The sequence below is a fragment of the Haliea sp. genome, assembly GCF_041395985.1.
Classification (GTDB): domain Bacteria; phylum Pseudomonadota; class Gammaproteobacteria; order Pseudomonadales; family Halieaceae; genus Haliea.
Window position 1 is genome coordinate 406,511 of sequence record NZ_JAWKZJ010000002.1, and the last position, 21,117, is coordinate 427,627.

Here is a 21,117-nt window from a genome sequence, read left to right on the forward strand (position 1 = left end):
CCGGGTATAATTATTTACTCCGGTAACGTTTCGCCGGAAATTTGCAAGTCATACCAATCCGCGCGTGCCTGCCGTAGAGTGGCTGCAACCTGCCAACAGACGCTCCCGAGGAGACTATTCATGAGCCACCGTATCCCTATGCCGATGCCCCTGGGCTGGTTTCAGGTCGCCTACTCACACGAGTTGGCCAACGCCACCTCAATGCCCCTGCGCTATTTCGACACTGATCTTGTGCTGTTCCGCACGGAAAGCGGCGAGGCGAAAGTGCTGGACGCCTACTGCCCGCATATGGGCGCCCACCTCGGCTACGGTATTCGCGGCCAGGCTGGCGGCGGCTCAGAGGTGCGCGGGGATTCCATCATCTGTCCCTTCCACGGCTGGGCCTACAACGGCGAAGGACAGTGTACCGATGTGCCCTATGCCAACAACCTGCCGCCAAAAATTGCCCGCGGAGAGCAGGTTATCCGTCCCTGGCATGTGCGCGAAATGAACCAGGTGATCTATGTCTGGTATCACCCGGAGGGTGAAGCCCCCACGTTCGAACCGGAACGGGTTGAAGAAGCGTCAGCGGACAATGAGGCCTGGGGAAGCTTCAAGATACATACCTGGGATATCGCCACGCATATGCAGGAGATCGGTGAGAACGCCGTGGATTCCGCGCACTTCCTGTACGTGCACGGCACCCAGAACATTCCCACGCCTGAATTCATGACCTTCGATGGTGTGCGACGTGCCGGCAAGCTGGTGAGCAAAATGGCTACCCCGCGCGGCGAGATCACAGGCATTATCGAGAACAGCAACAATGGCCCGGGCCAGGCCACGGTACGTTTCAGCGGAATCTGCGACACCGTCCTGATGGCCAACCTGACGCCGGTCGACCAGGAGAACAGCCGCGCCTTCTACGCCTTCATCCAGAAAAAGGTGGACGGCAAGGAACAGACCGGAGGTGTATCGGACGCCATCGTCAAGGACATCTGCAAGCAGATGGAAGAAGACAGGATCATCTGGCGGCAAAAGCAGTACTTCGAGAAACCCCTGCTGTGTGACAACGACGGCCCCTTCGCCAAATTCCGCAAGTGGTACTCGCAGTTCTACACCACGGACAGCTGGCGACCCGGCGCCTGATAGCGCTAGAAAGGGAATACCCTGGGCAGCAGCCAGATCACGGTGGCCGAGTAGGCCAGCGACACCGGCAGGCCGCTGCGGCAATAGTCGCGCAGGGTGTAACCGCCGAGGTTCTGCACCATCAGGTTCGTGGTGTAACCGTACGGGGTCAGAAAGCTGGCACTGGCCCCGTACGCCACCGCCATCACAAACGGCATCGGGCTGACCCCGAGACTCTCCGCGATACCAAAAGCGATGGGGAAACTCAGCGCAGCGGCCGCATTGTTCGTCATCACCTCGGTCAGCAGCAGGGCCCCGGCATACATGCAGGCCATCGCCAGCCAGGGGCCGAGAGCAATCAGTTCAGTCTGCAGGCTGCCGGCAAGCAGCGTCACCAGGCCCGAGTTGGTGAGCGCCTGGGACAGGGTAAGCGCCGAGGTGATAATCAGCCAGATCTCGAACGGGAACCGCCGACGCAACTCCGAGCCTCGCACCAGTCGCATACCCAGCATGCACACCAGCAGCAGCGACAGCCCCTTGATCAGCGGCAAGAGCTTCAGCGCAGACAGCAGCACCACTGCCGCCAGCAGCAGCGTCACGAACAGGTTCTGCAGCGGTGTGATTTTGGAGCCGCCGACCGCTTCGTCCACCACGACGAAATTCTTGTCGAGGTTCTTGCGCTCGTTGAAATCCGGGCCGGTGGCGAGCATCAGAATATCGCCCGCGGCGATGCTGATGTTCCCCAGTTTTCCCGACAGCCGTTTGCCACCGCGGCGCATCCCGACCACGGCGGCGTCGAACAAGGAGCGGAACCCCGACTCCTTGATGGTCTTCCCCTCAATAGCGGCATTGGGCATGACGATCACTTCCACCATGTTCTCCCGCAGCAGCCCCTCCTCCACCGCAAACAGGTGCAGCCCATCGAAGCGATCGAGAACGTTGAGCTGGGTGATATCACCCGAGAAAATCAGCTTGTCGCCCGCCTCAATAAACTCGGTCGGTGCCACCGGGGAAATCAGGTGCTCTGCCCGCACAATCTCCACCAGGAACAGCGCGTCGAGCTCACGCAGACCGTTCTCGGCAATGGTTCTGCCAATCAGGCTGGACTGGGTCGCCACTTCGGCTTCAATCACGTACTCCGCCACCTGTACCGGATGGCTGCTGCTGCGGGGCAGCAAACGCGCTGAGAAGACCAGGGCGAGAAGACCGGCCAGAACCGCGGCGAAACCGACCGGCAGGAAGTCGAAAAACGCCAGCCCCGAGCCGGTGGCGTCCTCAAGAAAGCTGCTCACGATCAAATTGGTCGAGGTACCGATCAGCGTCATGGTACCCCCCAGAATGGCCGCATAGGACAGGGGTATCAGTAGCCGCGACGCGGGGTGATGACGATTGGCTCGCACTGTGGTGGTGAGCGTCGCGACCACCGCGGTGTTGTTGACGAAGGCGGAGAACAGCGCCGTGACGCCCCCCAGTCGCAGCAGGCTCAGCGTGTAGCTGGGTGAAATGAGGCGCCCCGAAAGGTGACTCAGCCAGGACAGCTTTTCCAGGCCGATGGAGACCAGCAACAGGAGAATCAAGGTCACCAGTCCCGTGTTGGTCGCTTTCTCCAGCATTTGCGAGGTCTCGACGAGACCGAGAAAATACGCGGCCAGCATCGCACCGACGAAAATCTTGGAGGCCGCCCAGGTGGAAAAGATCAAACCGGCCAGCAGCCCGAAAAACAGCAGTGCGATAAGAATCTGGTCAATCATTCAGGCGTATCCAACCACCGCGGCCTCTCCGGCGCACAAGCATACGTGCTCGGCAGGCCGGGGAACAGGCCCGTTACTACTCATCAACCCAAGCACCTGCCTGCTCACAGCGTGGCGGGCTGATACCAGACAGGCGAGCTCCAGGCACGTTCCTGCACCACCGGCCGGTGTTCCGCTGCGCAGCACCCTTCGAAGCCCTCGCCAATGGTCTCGGGACGACTGCAATCGACACCCCCGGCAACACACAGGCGCTGGCTCCAGCGACAGCTGGGATTCTCAATCACCCGGCTGTAATAAAAGGCGCGCTGAGCCGGGTCGAAATCCGGGTCGCGCCAGACCGTGCACAAGCTCGCATGCCCCGTACCCGTCGTAGCACAGCTGCGCGTGTCAACGCTGCCCCGGGGCTCGGCGTCACCCACGACATCATAAACCTGTTCGTGGCGCTCACCCGCGGCGTCAAGCCACCCCTTCACGACCTGGATCTTCTGCAGGGGCAACCCGGGTTCCGCGTCCACACCCGCATCCTGCTGGGCTGCCAGCAACAGCGTCAGGCCGGCGCCGGCCGGTGCGGGCCCAAGCTCCGAACCCATCGGCACGCCCTGCGCGTATCCCTGCGCCGCCATGTCGGGCGCGGCGCAAAGCGCCGGTTGTAGATCAAAGCCCGCAAACAGGCGGCTGATGATACGTGGACCGCTGGTGCCGTAGGCCTCACGACGTTGCATGGCGGCAAACAGTGCGTCCCGGGTGTTCTGTTCTGCCCAGATCACCGCCAGACCACCCGGGTTGTATTCCAGTTTATCGGGCAGTCCGGGAGGAACCGCCTTGAGGGCAGGCACGCCATCCCCTCCGTGCCCCAGAAAACGCGATTCCGAGACTGCGCCGGGGGCGCCGAGGTGGGTATCCGTACTCGCAATCACGCCGAACTGGAAGGGATTGACTCCAAGCTGTTCCTCCTGGGACAGGCCCTGCTGCCAGGTATCGCGCAGGAAGCCGGTATCGGGCTGCGGCGGCGTGTTGAAGCGCGCGATATTGTCGCGCGGCAATTGCTCGAACGCACACAACTCGTCACGGGTGACGCCGGGGGCATAGAAACACTCGGACGCGCCCTTGTGCTGCATGATTTCAACCAGCGGTTCCATCCGTTGACGCTGCGCCGCGTAATCAGCGTCCAGCGGACTGCCATCAGGGCGCTGCAAGGCGAACATCTGGCCGGCGCTGAGATTGGAGTTATGCGGAATCACCAGCGCTTCACAGCCGCTCCCGCTGTCATTACACTCGGTTTCCAGCGCATCCCAGAGCAGGGTTTCCCCGGGCGTATCGATGTAGCTCACTGGCAGCTCGGGCACCTCACCACTGCGAAAGACGACATTGCGATGCAGATTGCCGCCGGTCGGCGGTGCCACACCGGTCCACTCGTAACCGATGAATGTAGTAAACGCGCAGGCGCTGCTGCGGTCATTGTAGCTCTCTGCCGCGTCGCGCATCTCCTGCCACGGTGCCAGGGCCGCCTCGCGACACAACTCGCCATCCTCGCCGCAGAGACCCAGGTGGGAGGCACGCATGGCGGCCATGTAATTGAACAGATAGAACGCGCCACGCGGCCACGCCCGGTAGAAACGGCACTGCCAGCTGTTATGGCCGCTAACATCCGGGTTATTACACATCTCCACTTCGCCAATCAGTTCCGCGTGGTCAGACACCATGGCAAAATCCAGCGGCCGCGCCAGTTGCAGGGAACGTTGTGCGGTGCCGTCTGCATGCCAGGGTTGCACACCGATGCGCTCACCCCGTGCGAACTGGTAGGCTTCAGCAGGCGTGGTCTGCGTCCCCTGAGTGCTGGCATCCAGCGAGTAGCGGGTATGCACATGCAGGTCGCCAAAAAAAGGCCGCTTCTCGGGCGTAAAATGGTCGCAGCGCTCGCCAGACTGCAGAGCGGAAAGCTGTGGACTGAGCCCAAGCAGGCCCACCACGGCCAAACCCTTTACAACACGACGCGCGATATGGATGTGCAGCACACTGTAGTCCCTTTGCGTTAACCGGGCCTCACGATAGAGCCTGAACGGCAGGCGGGCAAACGCCCTGTGCGCAGAATTTGAACCGACGTTGCCGTTTTCAGCCACAAAAAAACCCGCGACGTTGCCGGCGCGGGTTTTCTGCAGAACCGTGTCGGCGTTAGACGACGACGATGTTTTCTGCCTGCGGGCCTTTCTGGCCCTGAGTGATGTTGAATTCGACTTTCTGACCTTCGATCAGCGTCTTGAAGCCAGAGCCGGAGATTGCGCTGAAGTGCGCGAATACGTCCGGGCCAGATTCCTGCTCGATAAAGCCAAAGCCTTTCGTTTCGTTAAACCATTTTACGGTGCCGGTAGCCATGATGCGTTCCTGTATTTCAGGTAGAGATTAACCCTCGTGAGGGCGGTAAGGCTTGAGGTAGTGCAATTACTTATGAAAACAGGGACGAGGTACTAACTGCGGACTTCGAAATGGTATACATAAATAGGTGTAAAACGTTCAAGCAGAACCAAGTATACAGCAGTTGTTAACGCGGTCAACGGTTTATTCCCGGTCGTCGGCAAGGCCATCTGTGTCGCTGCCCCTGTGCCGGGTGCGCCAGGCGCCAGGCGTTGCGCCCTCCCAGCGCAGGAAGGCACGGCGGAACGTGGCCGCATCGGCGAAACCCAGCTGCTGGGCAATATCGACGACCGGGCGGTCCGACTCCCGCAGCGCATCGCAGGCGGCGGCGCGTACCGCCTCGGCCCGCAGCTGGCGATAGCCCGTTCCCGCCGCCCGCAGTCGCTGCCGGAACGTTGACAGACTCAACCCCAGGTCTTCCGCCAGGCGCGCCTGACCGGGCAGGGACACACCCTGACGCAGGGCGGCCGCAAGCAATGCACTGACCTGCTCAGCCAGTCCGCGCCCGCGCGGACCGAATACCTCGCAGGGAAAACAGGCAAAGAATGCGGGAAACTCGGCGGGGGTGCGGACCACAGGCATCGACAGCGCAGTGCGTGGAAAATCCAGTGCGTAGCCCTCCCCGCCCGCGAGCACCGGCGCCTTGAACAGGCGCAGAAACGGCAGTACGTCCTCCCGTCGTAACGGACCAATTCGCACCCTTTGCAGCGGCAGGGTGCGCCCCGCCAGCCACTGCAGGAGCTGAAAATAGGCAAACAAGCCGGTGATATCCACCAGGCTACTGGCGCTGCTGACCTGGGGGCGCAGTGAATCCAGTCGAAATGTGGCGTGTTCCGGGTGCAGTTCCAAGCCAATGCGTCCGGCACGCGGATACAGCAGGGCCGCGAATTGTGCGCAGAGCTGGATCGCCTCCTCGAGGTTGCGGGCGGACAACGCCAGGCGACACTGCAATTCGACTTCGCTGCGCGACATCGGGCCGTGGTTCTGCGCTTCGCTCAGGCGCTGCTCGAGGCGTTGCACGGCCGACAGGTACCAGGCGGTGAACTGCACGAGGTTGGTTGGGGGACGATGCTGTTCACGGGCATCACCTCCGCGCCGCAATTCGGCGGCCAGCAACGCCACCAGCGGCGCAAACGTATCACTGGTCAGGGCACCGGTACCCGCCTGAGAGGTGGGTATCGGTGCCGATCGGCTGGCGGTACGAGGTGGTCTGTTCATGGCGTTTCCGGAGGGGGATCATGCCACTTAACATTAATGCATTATTTAAAGACAATAAAGCACCCTTGCGACGCGCAGTGATCGCGTAAGCTGCTGCTCACACTTTGATGACGGATGACAGTACCATGCCTGAAAAACAGCCTCGCATAATCGTCCTTGGTGCCGGTATGGCCGGGATACTCGCCGGGATTCGCCTGCAGCAAATGGACTACCGGAACGTCACGCTCTACGAAAAGGCAGACAGGGTGGGCGGCACCTGGCGCGAGAACACCTACCCTGGCCTGACCTGCGATGTGCCCTCACACTTCTACACCTACAGCTTTGAGCGCAATCCGGACTGGACGAGACACCTGCCTCCAGGGCCGGAAATCCAGGCGTACTTTGAGCGCACGGCGCAGAAATACGGTATCAACGCGCTGACCCGCTTCGGTGAAGAATGTACCGAAGCCACCTACCGGGATGGTCGTTGGCACCTCCAGTTCGCCAGTGGTCATCGAGACAGCGCAGATATCCTGATTGCAGCCACCGGGGTTCTGCATCATCCCAAATACCCTGACATCTCCGGTGCCAGCACATTCCAGGGCGCTCTCTTCCACAGCGCACGCTGGGATCACAGCGTGCCCCTTGAAGGCAGACGTATCGGCATCATCGGCAACGGCTCTACCGGCGTGCAGATTGTCTCGGCGCTGGCCGGAAAAGCCGGCCTGCTGGAGCACTACCAGCGCACGCCGCAGTGGATCATGCCTGTTGAAAATGGACGTTTCAGCGCAGAGGAGCGCGCTGCATTTCGCGATCCCGCGGTGCTGGCCAAGGCGATGAATGTCGACGAGTACATGGCCTCCGTAGAGGCGTATACCCAGTCCATTACCGATATCGACTCAGAGGCCTCGCAAGCCATGGCACAGGCCTGTCGCGACAATCTCGAGCATTCCGTCGCCGACCCCGTGCTACGTGAACAACTGCGCCCCGACCACCTGCCGCTGTGCAAGCGCCTGGTGTTCTCCCCCGATTACTATCAGGCGATACAGCATCCACAATCCCGCCTGGTCAGCACCGGCATCCAACAGATTGAAGCCACCGGTATACGCACTGTCGATGGCGAACTGCACGAGCTGGACGTTATCGTTTTCGCTACCGGTTTCCACGCGGATGCCTTTATGCGGCCCATGGCCATCACTGGACGCGACGGTGTGTCGCTGGCCGACTTCTGGCATGACCGCCCCAAGGCCTACCTGGCGGTCACCATGCCAGGCTTTCCCAATCTGTTTATGCTGAACGGACCCAATGGTCCCGTGGGCAATTTTTCCCTGATCGACATCGCCGAGCACCAGTGGGGTTATATCGAGCGCCTGATGGCGCGGCTGGATGCCGGCGACTGTACTGAAGTGGAGCCCAGCCTGGCGGCGATGGAGGCTTTCGAAACCGAACGGGTGGAGGCGGCGAAGCGCACGGTGTGGTATCGCGGCGGTTGCGTAAGCTGGTACCTGGACGCCGAGGGCATACCCTCCAGCTGGCCCTGGAATTTCCAGCGCTTCGTCGACAGTATGGCGGAGCCCGACTGGGTGGCCTTCGGCCTGCCGGCACCCCTGGAAACGTGATATGAGTCGCTATCGGCAGGACTGGGAACCGCTGCTCACCGAACTTCGCGCGCGCAGCGAAGCGGCGACGGCCATGGGCGGTGAAGCACGTATCGCGCGACAGCACGCCCGCAATCGGCTCACGGCGCGGGAGCGCATTACGGCCCTGGTCGATGAAGACTCCTTCCGCGAATACGGCCTGCTCGCTGCCGGACATCACCCCCAGGGAGAACCGGCGATTGCTGCCGATGGACTCGTCGGCGGGGTGGCACGCCTGGACGGACGACCCGTGGTCCTGCTGGTGGAAGACTTTACGGTCCAGGGCGGCTCGATAGGCCACCCCAACGCCGCCAAGCGTGCGCGGCTGGTGCGCCTGGCACTCGAGAAGCGGCACCCGCTCCTGCTGCTCCTCGATGGTGCCGGCGAGCGGGCGAGCAACCAGGGAGAGCGCTATCCGCATGCGCCCGGCGATCTGCAGCTGCTGGCGGATATTCAGGGGACCATCCCGGTGGTGGCGCTGGTACTCGGCATGTCCGCCGGACACGGTGCGCTGGCCGCGATGTTTGCCGATATTGTCATCATGCAGCAGGACAGCGCCCTGTTCAGTGCAGGGCCACCGCTGGTCAAGGCCGCGATGGGTATCGACACCACCGCCGAGGAGCTCGGTTCCGCACACATGCACACACGTGACAGCGGTGTGGCTCACCTGTGCTGCGCCACCGAGGCTGAGTGTTTTGCGCGTGCCCGCCATTTCCTCCACATGGTCTGCGAGCCTGCTGCCGAAGCGGCAGCAGCTGGCGAGACCGCCGCCACAGGCGACAGCGATGCCCTGCTGGACATCATTCCCCCGGACGTCTCCCGCCCCTACGACATGCGCAAGGTGCTCGGTGAGCTGGTCGATCCGGGCAGCCTGCTGGAATTGCAGCCGGATTTCGGCCGCACGCTGATCACGGCGCTCGCCCGCATCGGTGACCAGCGCTGCCTGATTGTCGCCAACCAGCCGGCGGTTGAAGCCGGCGCGATCACCCGACACGCCGCAGAGAAAGCCTGCCACTTTATCGACATGGCGCACCGCTTCAGCCTGCCGCTGATCATGCTGGTCGACAACCCCGGCGTCATGCCCGGGCCAGCGGCTGAACGCTCTGGTGTATTGCGCGCCGCCGGGAACATGTTCAGTGCACAGCGACGCTTCCGCGGGCGCAAGATTGTGGTCACACTGCGCAAGGCCTTCGGCTTCGGCAGCTCGGTGATGGGCATGAACCCCTGGGACCGGCAAACGGTCAGCCTGACGCTGCCGGGGGTGAGTCTGGGCGGAGTGCCAGCCCTGGGGGCGGCGGCCGCCACAGGCGCCAGTGCCGTCGACGCCGCCGCACTTCGGGAGCGCCAGACAGGTGCCTGGGCCGGTGCCGACAATATGGCATTTGATCGCGTTATCGATCCCCGTCAGTTACGCGCCGAACTGATCCAGGCGCTGCTGGACTGATTCGACGGCAGGCAGAGGCACCCACCTGCGGTATACTGCCCACAATGACCTCTTCCCTTTCCGTATTGCAATCCGTCTTCGGCTACCCGGCTTTCCGCCCGCTGCAGGAAAGTATCGTGGACCAGGTGGTGGGCGGCGGCGATGCCCTCGTTCTGATGCCGACCGGTGGCGGCAAGTCCCTCTGCTACCAGGTACCATCGCTGGTACGCCCGGGGTGTGGCATCGTCATATCGCCGCTGATCGCATTGATGCAGGATCAGGTCAACGCCCTGCGTGAACTGGGCGTGCGCGCCGCCTATCTCAATTCGACGCTGGTGCCGGACGACGCCGCAGCCGTCGAGACAGCCCTGCTGCGCGGCGAACTGGACCTGCTCTACATCGCTCCGGAACGCCTGGTGCAGGCCCGTATGCTGCGCCTGCTGGAACAGTCCACGATCGCGCTGTTCGCGATCGACGAAGCCCACTGCGTCTCCCAATGGGGCCACGACTTCCGCGCAGACTACCTGCATTTAAGCCTGCTGCACGAGCGCTTCCCCGAGGTGCCGCGTATCGCCCTGACCGCCACGGCCGACACCCGCACGCGCGAGGAAATTGTTACGCGCCTGGACCTGGCCCAGGCTGAACACTACATCGCCGGGTTTGATCGCCCCAATATCCGTTACCGCATCGCGCTCAAGCAGAGCCCCAAGCAGCAACTGCTGCGGTTCCTGAAGAACGAGCACCCCCGGGACGCCGGTATCGTGTATTGCCTGTCACGCAACAAGGTCGAGGAGACCGCCCTCGCCCTGCGGCAGGCGGGCTACGACGCACTGCCCTACCATGCCGGCTTGCCGGCTGCCCTGCGCAGCAGTCACCAGGCCCGCTTTCTGCGGGACGAAGCGGTGATCATGGTCGCCACCATCGCCTTCGGCATGGGCATCGACAAACCCGACGTACGCTTCGTTGCTCACCTGGACCTGCCAAAAACCATCGAGGCCTACTACCAGGAAACCGGCAGGGCCGGGCGCGACGGCCTGCCCGCGGACGCCTGGATGGTGTACGGCCTGCAGGACGTTCTGAAGCTGCGCCAGATGATGGACCAGTCCGAGGGCAGTGAGGAGCACAAGCGGGCGGAACAACAGCGCCTGAATGCCATGCTGGGCCTGTGTGAAATCACCACCTGTCGACGCCAGGCGCTGCTGCGCTACTTCGGCGACAGCCTTACGCAACCCTGCGGCAACTGCGATACCTGCCTGGAGCCAGTGCCCACCTGGGACGGCACCGAAGCCGCGCGCATGGCCCTGAGTGCCGTCTACCGCACCGGGCAACGGTTCGGCGTAAACCACCTGATCGACGTCTTGCGCGGTGCCGAGAACGACCGGATATTCCAGTACGATCATCACGTATTGCCCACCTTCGGCATAGGCAAGGCACTGGACAACAATCAATGGCGTTCAGTCTTCCGACAGCTGGTGGCGCGCGGCTACCTGCGCGCGGATCTTGACCATTTCGGCGCACTGCGTCTGGAGGACCAATGCCGTCCCCTGCTGCGCGGTGAGGAGACCCTGGAGCTGCGCCGCGACCTCGCGCGCCCGGCCACGCGCCAGCAGACACGCCAGCGGCTCCCCGACGACATCGACACGGAGCTCTGGGAAGCGCTGCGCGAATGCCGGCGGGGCCTCGCAGAAGCGCAGGGCATTCCGCCCTACATCATCTTCCACGACAAAACCCTGCAGGAAATGTGTGCCGAGCTGCCGCGGAGCATAGCGGCCTTCGGCGCCCTCAGCGGCGTCGGCGAACGCAAACGGGACAAGTACGGCGAGGACTTTCTGCAGGTCATCCAGCAACACCTGCAACGCAGGGACAACTGAGCGGCGCCGGCCGGTCTGGCCCGCGCTTGCACCCTACCCCCCTTTTTCCTACTCTGGCGCCTTTTGCCGAGGACAGCGCCATGAGCAGCAGAATTCCCCGTTCCAACGACAACGACTACAGTGCCGAGATCATCGCCCAGCGGCAGTCCTTCATCGAAGAAAAGACGGGGGCGCAGCTAAATCACACGCGGCAGTATTCATTTGATCCGCAGGACATGTCTGGCAACATTGAAAACCTGTTTGGTGTGGCCCAGGTACCCATCGGCCTCGCGGGGCCCCTGTTGATCGACGGCGAGCACGCCCAGGGGGAGTTCTATGTCCCGATGGCCACTGTGGAGGGTACCATGCTGGCCAGCTACAACCGGGGTATGAAAGTCATCCGTGAAAGCGGTGGTGTCAAGACCACGGTCTGCGGCGAGGCGATGCAGCGCGCGCCCTGCTTCGTGTTCCGCGATGCCCGCGACGCGCGGGATTTCAACCTCTGGCTGGATGAGCACTTTACCGCCATCAAAGCCGTTGCGGAAAGCACCACCTCCGTCGGCAAGCTCAACGAGATTGAACACTACATTGCACACAACATGGTCTTCACCCGGTTTGACTACAGTACGGGTGATGCAGCGGGCCAAAACATGACCAGCAAGGCCACCTTTGTCGCCTGTGAGTGGATACGCGAGCGCTTTCCGCAAATGCGTCACTACCTGCTCTCCGGCAATTTCGACACCGAGAAGCGCACCTCGTCAGTGAACTCCCTGAAGGGGCGCGGCCGCCGCGTGACCGCTGAAATCACCGTACCCCGCGATGTGCTGCAATCGCATCTGCGTATCACACCCGAGGCGATGCACTATGGTTGGGGCATTACCACCGTCGCTTCCTTTCTCACTCACTCTTCCAATAACGCTGCACACCCGGCCAACGGACTCGCCGCACTGTATCTGGCAACCGGGCAGGATATCGCCAACATCGGCGAGTCCAACCAGTGCAGCGTGTACACCCGCGTCACCCGCGAGGGGGATTACTTCTTCTCCATCACCCTGCCGGCACTGATTCTCGCCACCTACGGGGGCGGCACCAACCTGCCCACACAGCGTGAATGCCTGGAGATCATGGGCTGTCATGGCCAGGGCAAGGCCCTGAAGCTGGCGGAAATTGCCGCGGGACTGGTGGTCGCGGGAGAGCTGTCCCTGGGCGCAGCCACGCGGGTGGACAAGGAAACCCGGCAGAATGAGTGGGTGAACGCACACGAGCGACTGGGGCGCAATCGCTGACCGGCGCGACCATCCCCGTGAGCGGGCCCGATGGGCCCGCAGCGCTATCGAATAGTTGAACCAGAAACTCTCTCCTGACAACGCCCGGGCCCACTGGCTTGAAATGCTGTACCAGCGCTGTGGCGCCACAGGCGGGGCGCACTATGATGAAGTCAGTGACGCCAACCGGCGCGCGCCCCGACGAGACCACCGCATGACCACAGAGACCGATAACAAAGCCCGCGTGCGCCAGTTTCTCAGCGACCTGAGTGCCGGCAATGTCGATGCCGTCGTTGCGGCCTACGCCAAGAACGGGAGCGTGGAAACCATGGGCGCCACCCTGATCTCCGGCGTCACCGAGTGCGCCGACCTGCGGCCGGCGATCGCCAGCATCATGGATGTGTTTCCAGACGGCCTGACGTTCACCATTCGCGGCATGGTGGCGGAGGGTGAAAAGGTGGCCGTGGAGGCCTGCAGCGAAGGCGAACACATCTCCGGCCAGACCTACAGCAACGATTACCATTTCCTGTTCGAGTTCGACAAGGGACAGCTGGTCAAGCTCACCGAATATATGGATACCGAGCAGGTCACTGACGTACTCTGCGGCGGACAACGGCCGCCCTACCCCCTCGACTGAGCGCCGCGCCTGCACCCACTGTTTGTGTCCAGCGGAAGGGCGATTTACACTGGGCTTTTAGGGAGTCGCCGCCAGCATGAACCCACCTGCCCACCCCGTGACAGTGACCCAGCGGCTGCTGGCCGGTATTGAACGCGTCGGCAACCGCCTGCCGGACCCGGCCGTACTGTTCATCGCCCTGCTGTTCATCACCTGGGCGCTGTCCTTGCTTTTTTCACGGTTCGAATACGACCTGATTGATCCGCGGAGTGGCGAGGCACTGCAGGTTGTCAACCAGTTCTCGCCGACCGCCATGACGCAGTTCCTTGCAGATATGGTGACAACCTTCGCCCACTTCCACCCGATCGGAGTGGTGCTGGTGGCCATGCTGGGTATTGGTGTTGCTGAACACACCGGGTTCATCAACTCCACCCTGCGCGCCATGTTAGGGGTGACGGCACGCTGGCTGCTGACCCCCATGGTGATTGTGGTTGGGATCGTCAGCCACACCGCCGCAGATGCCGGCTACGTACTGGTCATACCGCTGGGAGGCATCATCTTCCACGCGGCGGGCCGCCACCCGCTGGCGGGCATTGCTGCGGCTTTTGCCGGTGTTTCGGGGGGCTACTCCGCAAACTTTGTGCCCTCCTCCGTCGACCCGATGCTGCAGGGTATCTCCCAGTCCGCCGCACAGATTATTGACCCGTCTGTGGTCCTCAACCCGCTGAACAACTATTTCTTCACCTCCGCCTCCTCATTACTGATCGTGCTGGTCGGCTGGCTGGTCACGGATCGCTTTGTCGAACCCCACCTGCGTCGCACGCCGATCGACGCGGATGTTGCTGCTGAAACCGGAATGCAGGCGCTCAGTACGACTGAGCGGCGCGCGCTGCGCTTCGCTCTGTGGAGCATGCTCGTGGCCATCATACTGCTGTGCCTGAGTGCAGTGCCCGAGGGTTCCGCCTGGCGTGGCCCGGGTGGCTCCCTGACCGAGAATGGTGCTCCGCTCATGGCGTCTATCGTGCCGTTGATCTTCCTGCTCTTCCTGCTGCCCGCCGTGGTTTACGGCATCAGCGCGGGCACGGTCACCAGCAGCCGGGACGTGATCGAGGGCATGACCAAAACCATGCAAACCATGGGCTACTACCTGGTCATCATGTTCTTTATCGCCCAGTTCATTTACGCCTTTGGCGCCTCAAACCTGGGCATACTGCTGGCGGTGAAGGGTGCGCAGGGGCTGCAGGCACTGGGCCTGCCCGGCGCGCTCACCATTTCCGGCATTGTCCTGCTCACAGGCTTTCTCAACCTGTTCGTGGGTTCGGCATCGGCCAAATGGGCGCTGCTCGCCCCCATCCTGGTACCCATGCTGATGAAACTCGGTGCGTCACCGGATCTGACCCAGGCGGCGTACCGTATCGGCGACTCCACCACCAATATCATCACACCGCTGATGCCCTACTTTCCGCTGGTGGTGGTCTATTGCCAGCGCTACGTTCGCAGCGCCGGGATCGGTACGGTCACCGCGCTGATGCTGCCCTACTCGGTGAGTTTCATCATTTTGTGGACGCTGTTTCTGCTCGGCTACTGGGCTCTGGGCCTACCGCTGGGCCTGCAGTCCAGTTATAGCTACTGAGGAGCCTCGGGCAGCGATTGCTCCTGCTGAGCGGCCCACAGTGCCGCGTAGCGGCCACCGGAAGCCAATAATTCGCGGTGGCCACCCTGTTCGACGATCCGGCCCTGATCCAGCACCAGAATACGGTCTGCGTCGACAACCGTGGACAGGCGGTGAGCAATCACCAGGCTGGTGTGGTTCAGAGCAATCTCCCGCAGCGCCTTCAGAATCGCCTGCTCCGAGCGGCTGTCCAGGCTGGAGGTGGCCTCGTCAAACACCAGGATGGGCGGACGCTTGAGGATGGTGCGGGCAATGGAGACACGCTGCTTCTCCCCCCCGGAAAGCTTGAGTCCGCGCTCGCCCACCCGGGTCTGCCAACCATCGGGCAGCTGGGCAAGGAACTCGTCCAGGTGGGCCATGCTGGCGGCCTCGGCCACCTCGGCGTCCGAGGCACCAGGCTTGCCGTATCGCAGGTTCTCCAGCAGGGTGTCGTTGAACAGCACGGTGTCTTGGGGCACGATACCAATCGCCCTGCGCAGCGATTCGCGGGTGACCTCTGCGATGTCCTGCCCGTCAATGAGTATCTGCCCCGCACTGGGGTCGTAAAAGCGAAACAGCAGCTTGACCAGTGTAGACTTGCCAGCGCCACTGGCTCCCACCACCGCCACTTTCTTGCCTGGCGGCACCTCGAAACTGACCCGGTCGAGAATGCTGCGCCCGGCCGGGTAACGAAAGCTCACCTGCTCAAAACGGATACCGCCGCCGGCGACGCCCAGGGCCGGCGCTCCGGGCCGGTCGGCGAGCTCCGGGCGTACATCCAGCAGGCCAAACAGACGCTCGATATTGGCCATTGCCCCTTTCATTTCGCGGTAGACAAAACCGAGAAAACCGAGTGGCAGAAACAGCTGGATCATGTACTGACTGATCAGCACGAAGTCACCGAGCGTAAGCTGCCCCGTCCGCACCTGCAACACCGCGAGGCCGATGATGGCCGTTTGTGCCAGCGCAATGATCAGCGCCTGGCCGCCGTTGAGCCCGAACAGAGACAGGCGGTTGCGCCGTCGCGCCTGCTCCCAACGCGCCAGATCTTCGTCGTAGCGCTGCACCTCGTAGGCTTCATTGCCAAAATACTTGACGGTTTCAAAATTGAGCAGACTGTCCACGGCGCGGGTGTTGGAGGCCGAATCGGCCTCGTTCATTTCCCGCACAAAGCGTGTGCGCCACTCCGTCGCGCCGAAGGAAAACCAGCCATAGGCGACGACGGAAACCAGGGTCACCAGCGCATAACTCAGCCCGTAACTGAACAGGAAAACCGAAACCACCACGGCGATCTCGAACAGTGTGGGCACAATATTGAAGACCATGAAACGCAGCAGAAAACTCACCCCGCTGGTGCCCCGCTCGATGTCGCGGGCCAGGCCACCGGTGCGCCGCTCCAGATGAAAACCGAGGTCCAGCTGATGTACATGGCGAAACACCGTCAGCCCAAGGGAACGCATGGCGCGCTCGGTGACGCGACCGAACAGGGTGTCACGTAACTCGGCAAACAGTACGCTGGACAGGCGCGCCACGCCGTAGGCGGCGATCAACCCCAGCGCCACCGACCCCGCGAGTTGCGCACCCGACTCCAGGTTCAAGCCATCCACGAGATGCTTCATGATGAAGGGAATGACGAGTATCGCGCCCTTGGCGAGCAACAGACAGGCCATCGCCAGGGCGATACGTCGACGATGATCGCGCAGGTAGGGCCAGAGACGGGGCAGAACCGACCAGTCGAGTACCTGCCCAGGCTCGGCGTCAGTGCGGGGTCGCATCGCGGCAATCAGTCCTCAAGCAGGTGCCGGAAATGCTCCGGCAGGAAACCGCGGTACTGCATAAAGCGCATACGCCGCGCCTTCTCCTTCAAGCGCTGCTGCTGTGCTTCGCGGCGGACGTGATAGGACGGCGACTCCCCGGGGTCCTCGGGCTGCAATTCTCGCGCCTGCCCGAACTTGCGCTGAAAGGCCACGGTGGCCGCCTCACACCAGTCTGGATCCACGGTCTCCAGGGCGGCGAGAATGCGCGCCTGCGCCACACCGCGTTCGCGCATTTCCTGACGGATACGCACCGGCCCGTAGCCTCGGTCCAGTCGCTGGCGCAGCAGGCTTTCAGCATAGCGTGCATCGCTCTGCAGGTTCTCCGCAGCAAGGTCGTCCAGCACGCGGCTCACCAGCGCTGCGTCGTCGAAACGGCGCTGCAGCTTGGTTTGCAACTCGCTGCGGGCATGCTCACGCCGTGCCAACAGGTCCATGGCAGCAACGCGTATGTCACCCACTGAGGCCGTGGCCTCCACCCGAGTCGCCGGGTCCTGCGTGTCAGGATGGGTAGTTTGATCAGACATGGACGCCATGATACCGCGAGCCATCCGCAATGCGATGAGTCATAAAAGAGGTGCCGGGCACGCGAGAGTGGGGGTGAGTGGAGCCCGGCACCTGGAAAACAACCCCGGGTGCGCGGCACCCGGGTTTTGCCTTACTCGTCGTCCGGCAGATCGGCTTCAGCAGCCGGCGCAACCTTTTTTGCCGGGGGCGCTGCGGCGACCATGGTCTGACGACGGATTTCGGCTTCTATTTCCTCCGCGATGGGCAGGTTCTCCTCCAGGAAGCGCGCCGCATTGGCCTTGCCCTGCCCGATCTTGTCTCCTTTGTAGGCGTACCAGGCACCGGATTTGTCGATCAGATTGAGCTTCACACCCCAGTCGATGACTTCACCCATGTGATAGATGCCCTTGCCGTACATAATCTGGAATTCGGCCTGTTTGAAGGGTGGGGACACCTTGTTCTTCACCACTTTGACGCGGGTTTCGTTGCCGACCACCTCGTCGCCCTCCTTCACCGCACCGATGCGGCGGATGTCCAGACGCACCGATGAATAGAACTTCAGCGCGTTACCGCCCGTCGTCGTTTCCGGGTTGCCGAACATCACGCCGATCTTCATACGAATCTGGTTGATAAAGATCACCAGACAGTTGCTGTGCTTGATGGCTCCGGTGAGCTTGCGCATGGCCTGACTCAGCAACCGCGCCTGCAGACCAACGTGGGAATCCCCCATTTCACCTTCGATTTCCGCCTTCGGCGTCAACGCGGCAACTGAGTCGATGACCAGCACGTCCACCGCGCCGGACCGCACCAGCATCTCGGCGACCTCGAGTGCCTGTTCACCGGTATCTGGCTGTGACAGGATAAGGTCGTCTACGCAGACGCCGAGTTTTTCCGCGTAGCTGGGATCAAGCGCATGCTCGGCATCAATAAACGCCGCGGTGCCCCCGGCTTTCTGCGACTCGGCGATCACCTGCAGTGTGAGTGTCGTCTTGCCCGAAGACTCGGGGCCGTAGATCTCGCAGATACGCCCCTTGGGCAGGCCACCGATGCCGAGCGCAATATCCAGACCGAGTGAACCGGTCGAGATCGCGGGCATGGCCACGCGTTCGTTGTCGCCCATGCGCATCACCGTGCCCTTGCCGAACTGGCGTTCGATCTGGCTGAGGGCTGCGTCCAGTGCTTTCTGCTTGTTGGCGTCCATAATCGACGGCTCCTGTCTTTGATGGCCTGTGCGGCGGAGGTTGAGGGTGCCAGATTCCCGGACCCGAGTACTGTATATATACTCAGTGCATTGGCCGCGAATTGCAAGCCCCCTGAACCACCAAATCTGCCCGGCGATCAGGGATATGCCTGCCTGGGCGACAGGTCGGTGGGGTTCACGGTGACACGCGGGCCTGCGGGACCGCGTAGAACAGGCAATCACTGCGGGCGATGACGACATTCGTGGTGATCATGAACAGTGTTGTTGCGGTCGCCGGGTAAAGGCGCCCTCCGACGCAGCGCAGCAGACTGGAAAGCACACAGCGCCCCCCCGCGTCCTGTGCCCAGAACAGGCTACGCAGGTCTCCGCGTATCCAGCCCAGCGGTTCATCCGGACCTACCGTGGCGAAATTGAAATGCTCCATATCCTGCCGCAGGGTGACGTCGGCCGTGCTGTCCGGCACCTCGCCGTAGGCCAGTGTCACGCCGGGATTGAGATGCAGGCGCACCGGATCCTGCAGGACCTCCAGCGCCCAGACCGGCTCATCCCCCGCCAGCACGCGATCACGGTCAAAGTAGCGACAAAGGCCCTCCCAGGCCAGCTCGTGGGCGCGCTCGTCAAGCCGCCCCCCCACTTCAACCGTGACCGTGGGGTAACTGTGTTCGCTGATTTCCATCAAGGCACCGAGGTTCAACCGGGTCACGATCATGCGTTCGGTAAACAGTGAGACCAGCGCGTCATGCTCACGGTCGAGGTGTGTGCAGACCCCAAAGGCCGGCCCACTGCCGGAGGTGTTGTGCAGGTCGATAACCGCCTCCGGGTGGTGCACGCGCAGGATCTGCAGGATTTCCTCTGCGAGGAGGCCCTCGGCACCCTCAAAGGGCGGCTTGAAGCAGCGGTTCAGGTCGCGCACGCCGGGCAGCATGCGATGGCTGAACAACGGCGGCCGCAGTGCCGCCTCGACGGAACCGATGATGCACACGCAGTTGACGGCAGGCTGGCGACCCGACTTGATCCAGCGGAACAGGGCCATCAGGCCGGACGGCTCGTTACCATGCAGGAGCGTGACCAGCGCCCGCGTGCGACGGGTATCCCGCCCGTCCAGAAAGACACTCGCGGGGCCACCGAGGATCTGCAGAAACTCCTCTACGGTGTCGCCGATTTCCGTCGCCAGCGGATTCCGCAGGAAGCGCACCCGCCTCACTGCGGCCACTCCGCTACCGGTTCATTGGTCTCGCTGCGCAAGCGGTAAGCCTCGAGCATGGCGCTCAACTGCGTTAGATCCGGGCGTGTTCTGGACTCCGGCTGCCCGAGATGCGCCAGCTGCCAGCGCGCCCCGGTCTGCCCCGTGGCCAGCCGCCGCTCGATGATCCCCAGATAGCGGTCGGACTCTGTGCCGGCGATACCGATGGCATCCAGCCCACGGCGTGCCACCGGCAGCATGTCCGCGACCAGACTGGCTGCGGATTGCTCCTCGCATACCGTCTGCTGCGGACGCGGCCAGACCAGCCGGGCTGCCAGGCCCTCCTGCACCGCACGGTAAAAGTTATGTTCAGCAATTGAAAACGGTAACGCCGGGAGCCAACGCTGCAGGCCCGGCTGCAGGCCCTCCGCCATACCGATGAGGAATGCCGCGTTGGCTACCATGTCCGCAGCGGTGGGCCCCGCCGGCAGTGCGCGCATCTCGACGCGCAGGTGACCGCCCGCGGCGGCGTCGTAGACCGGGCGATTCCACAGCCACACCGTGCTTTGATGCAGCTGTAACTCACGCAGTTCCAGACTGGCAGGATCACCCGCCTCCTCGGCACAAACCGGCAACAGGGGCTGGTAGAGACGCACCGCCTCGGCAAACAGCTCCAGCGCATCGCGGCGCACCCAGCCTTGGCCAAAGTTCACCCGGGCAGGCTCTTTCCAGGCGTAGCGGTCGGGTAGACGCGTGTCGATGGACTGCTTGAACAGCGGGATACGCGTCTCCTGCCACAGGCTGTGGCCGAACAGGGTGGGGGAATTGCCCGCCACCGCCAGCGCCAGCGGGGTGACCGCCTGGATCGCGTTGAACACATCCGCAAAGCGCTCCGGCGCCACCCGGTAGTGAACCTGGAACGAGGTATTGGCGCCCTCCAGGGTGATATCGTCCATGGCCAGCTGCAGCGGATGCTGCCCGTTGATATTGATGGTGAAGTGGCGCCCACGGCGGGCAATCAGTTGCTCCACCAGCGCCGCAAAGCGCCGTTTTGGCGTCATGCAGGCGGGCCCGAAGTCATCGCGCTGCAGCGTGGGCAGAATGCCGATGGGCACCACCAGCGCATCCCGCTGTGCCGCCAGCTGGCGCAGCGTTCCCAGCTTGCGGCAGATTTCCTCCTCCAGTGAGAGAAAAGGGCTGTCCGCCACTGCGACCGGGCTCAGGTTGTACTCGAGGTTATAGCGATTGAGTTCCAGCGTCAGCTGCTCGTCGCCCGCCGCGGCTTGCAGCTCTTCGTTGAGGTGTGCGGGCCTGCCCGCACCATCCACCACGTACAGCTCCAGTTCAGCGCCCAGTGACGCCGGACCCTCGCCGAAGCCGGGCACCGCCAGCAGTGCCTCGAGACGCTGCAGGTTCGCCTCGAGCCGCTGGCTGAAGCGCTGGTAGTCGGCCGTGGAAAACTGCACGGTGTGGATATCGGTGCCCATGGCAGCGTTATAGCACAGA

16 protein-coding genes are annotated in these 21,117 nt (G+C 62.8%); 7 read left to right on the plus strand and 9 right to left on the minus strand.

From position 1 onward, the window contains the following. Positions 1-120 precede the first annotated feature (120 nt). Positions 121-1,125 carry a Rieske 2Fe-2S domain-containing protein gene (locus tag R3E49_RS05480; protein ID WP_371294111.1) on the plus strand — a complete coding sequence of 335 codons (1,005 nt, stop codon included), beginning with the start codon at positions 121-123 and terminating at the stop codon, positions 1,123-1,125. A gap of 5 nt (positions 1,126-1,130) precedes the next feature. Here the strand turns inward: R3E49_RS05480 and R3E49_RS05485 are convergent, their stop codons facing one another. The 4 genes from R3E49_RS05485 to R3E49_RS05500 all read right to left on the minus strand — a co-directional run bounded on the left by R3E49_RS05485 (position 1,131) and on the right by R3E49_RS05500 (position 6,485). Further along, on the minus strand, positions 1,131-2,855 hold the full coding sequence (locus R3E49_RS05485) for an SLC13 family permease (RefSeq protein ID WP_371294112.1): 1,725 nt from the start codon (positions 2,853-2,855) through the stop codon (positions 1,131-1,133). A 104-nt stretch (positions 2,856-2,959) separates the two neighbouring features. Beyond that, positions 2,960-4,870, minus strand: a complete 1,911-nt coding sequence (locus R3E49_RS05490; RefSeq protein WP_371294113.1) for a DUF3604 domain-containing protein — start codon at positions 4,868-4,870, stop codon at positions 2,960-2,962. A gap of 157 nt (positions 4,871-5,027) precedes the next feature. Further along, entirely contained in the window at positions 5,028-5,228 is a 201-nt protein-coding gene (locus R3E49_RS05495; RefSeq protein WP_027949191.1) for a cold-shock protein, read from the minus strand. 183 nt (positions 5,229-5,411) lie between these two features. After that, complete coding sequence (locus R3E49_RS05500) at positions 5,412-6,485, minus strand: helix-turn-helix domain-containing protein (protein ID WP_371294114.1); 1,074 nt, start codon at positions 6,483-6,485, stop codon at positions 5,412-5,414. Between the two features lie 125 nt (positions 6,486-6,610). Here R3E49_RS05500 and R3E49_RS05505 point away from each other — a divergent pair, with 125 nt between their 5' ends. The 6 genes from R3E49_RS05505 to R3E49_RS05530 all read left to right on the plus strand — a co-directional run bounded on the left by R3E49_RS05505 (position 6,611) and on the right by R3E49_RS05530 (position 14,888). Then, entirely contained in the window at positions 6,611-8,083 is a 1,473-nt protein-coding gene (locus R3E49_RS05505) for a flavin-containing monooxygenase (RefSeq protein WP_371294115.1), read from the plus strand. 1 nt (position 8,084) lies between these two features. Continuing rightward, on the plus strand, positions 8,085-9,545 hold the full coding sequence (locus R3E49_RS05510; RefSeq protein ID WP_371294116.1) for an acyl-CoA carboxylase subunit beta: 1,461 nt from the start codon (positions 8,085-8,087) through the stop codon (positions 9,543-9,545). Positions 9,546-9,589: 44 nt separating this feature from the next. Beyond that, positions 9,590-11,395 (plus strand): DNA helicase RecQ, encoded by a 1,806-nt coding sequence (gene recQ, locus R3E49_RS05515; protein ID WP_371294117.1) that lies wholly within the window; start codon positions 9,590-9,592, stop codon positions 11,393-11,395. Between the two features lie 80 nt (positions 11,396-11,475). Further along, complete coding sequence (locus R3E49_RS05520) at positions 11,476-12,660, plus strand: hydroxymethylglutaryl-CoA reductase (protein ID WP_371294118.1); 1,185 nt, start codon at positions 11,476-11,478, stop codon at positions 12,658-12,660. A 193-nt stretch (positions 12,661-12,853) separates the two neighbouring features. Beyond that, the gene (locus tag R3E49_RS05525; RefSeq protein WP_371294119.1) at positions 12,854-13,276 is read left to right on the plus strand and encodes a nuclear transport factor 2 family protein; all 423 of its coding nucleotides are present in this window, start codon (positions 12,854-12,856) and stop codon (positions 13,274-13,276) included. A 76-nt stretch (positions 13,277-13,352) separates the two neighbouring features. Next, a complete protein-coding gene (locus tag R3E49_RS05530) occupies positions 13,353-14,888 on the plus strand; it encodes an AbgT family transporter (protein ID WP_371294120.1) in 1,536 nt (511 codons plus the stop codon). On the opposite strand, the gene R3E49_RS05535 is transcribed toward R3E49_RS05530, so the two are convergent. From R3E49_RS05535 to R3E49_RS05555, 5 genes are all read right to left on the minus strand, one after another. Further along, entirely contained in the window at positions 14,882-16,681 is a 1,800-nt protein-coding gene (locus R3E49_RS05535) for an ABC transporter ATP-binding protein/permease (protein WP_371294121.1), read from the minus strand. The genes R3E49_RS05530 and R3E49_RS05535 overlap by 7 nt on opposite strands. 8 nt (positions 16,682-16,689) lie before the next feature. Then, positions 16,690-17,247, minus strand: a complete 558-nt coding sequence (locus R3E49_RS05540; protein ID WP_371294122.1) for a regulatory protein RecX — start codon at positions 17,245-17,247, stop codon at positions 16,690-16,692. A 131-nt stretch (positions 17,248-17,378) separates the two neighbouring features. After that, entirely contained in the window at positions 17,379-18,428 is a 1,050-nt protein-coding gene (gene recA, locus R3E49_RS05545; protein WP_371294123.1) for a recombinase RecA, read from the minus strand. Between the two features lie 175 nt (positions 18,429-18,603). After that, positions 18,604-19,632: a succinylglutamate desuccinylase/aspartoacylase family protein gene (locus R3E49_RS05550; RefSeq protein WP_371294124.1), complete on the minus strand. Its 1,029-nt coding sequence runs from the start codon at positions 19,630-19,632 to the stop codon at positions 18,604-18,606. Beyond that, the gene (locus tag R3E49_RS05555) at positions 19,629-21,098 is read right to left on the minus strand and encodes a glutamate-cysteine ligase family protein (protein ID WP_371294125.1); all 1,470 of its coding nucleotides are present in this window, start codon (positions 21,096-21,098) and stop codon (positions 19,629-19,631) included. The genes R3E49_RS05550 and R3E49_RS05555 overlap by 4 nt, the downstream gene beginning before the upstream one ends. Between the last annotated feature and the right edge of the window lie 19 nt (positions 21,099-21,117).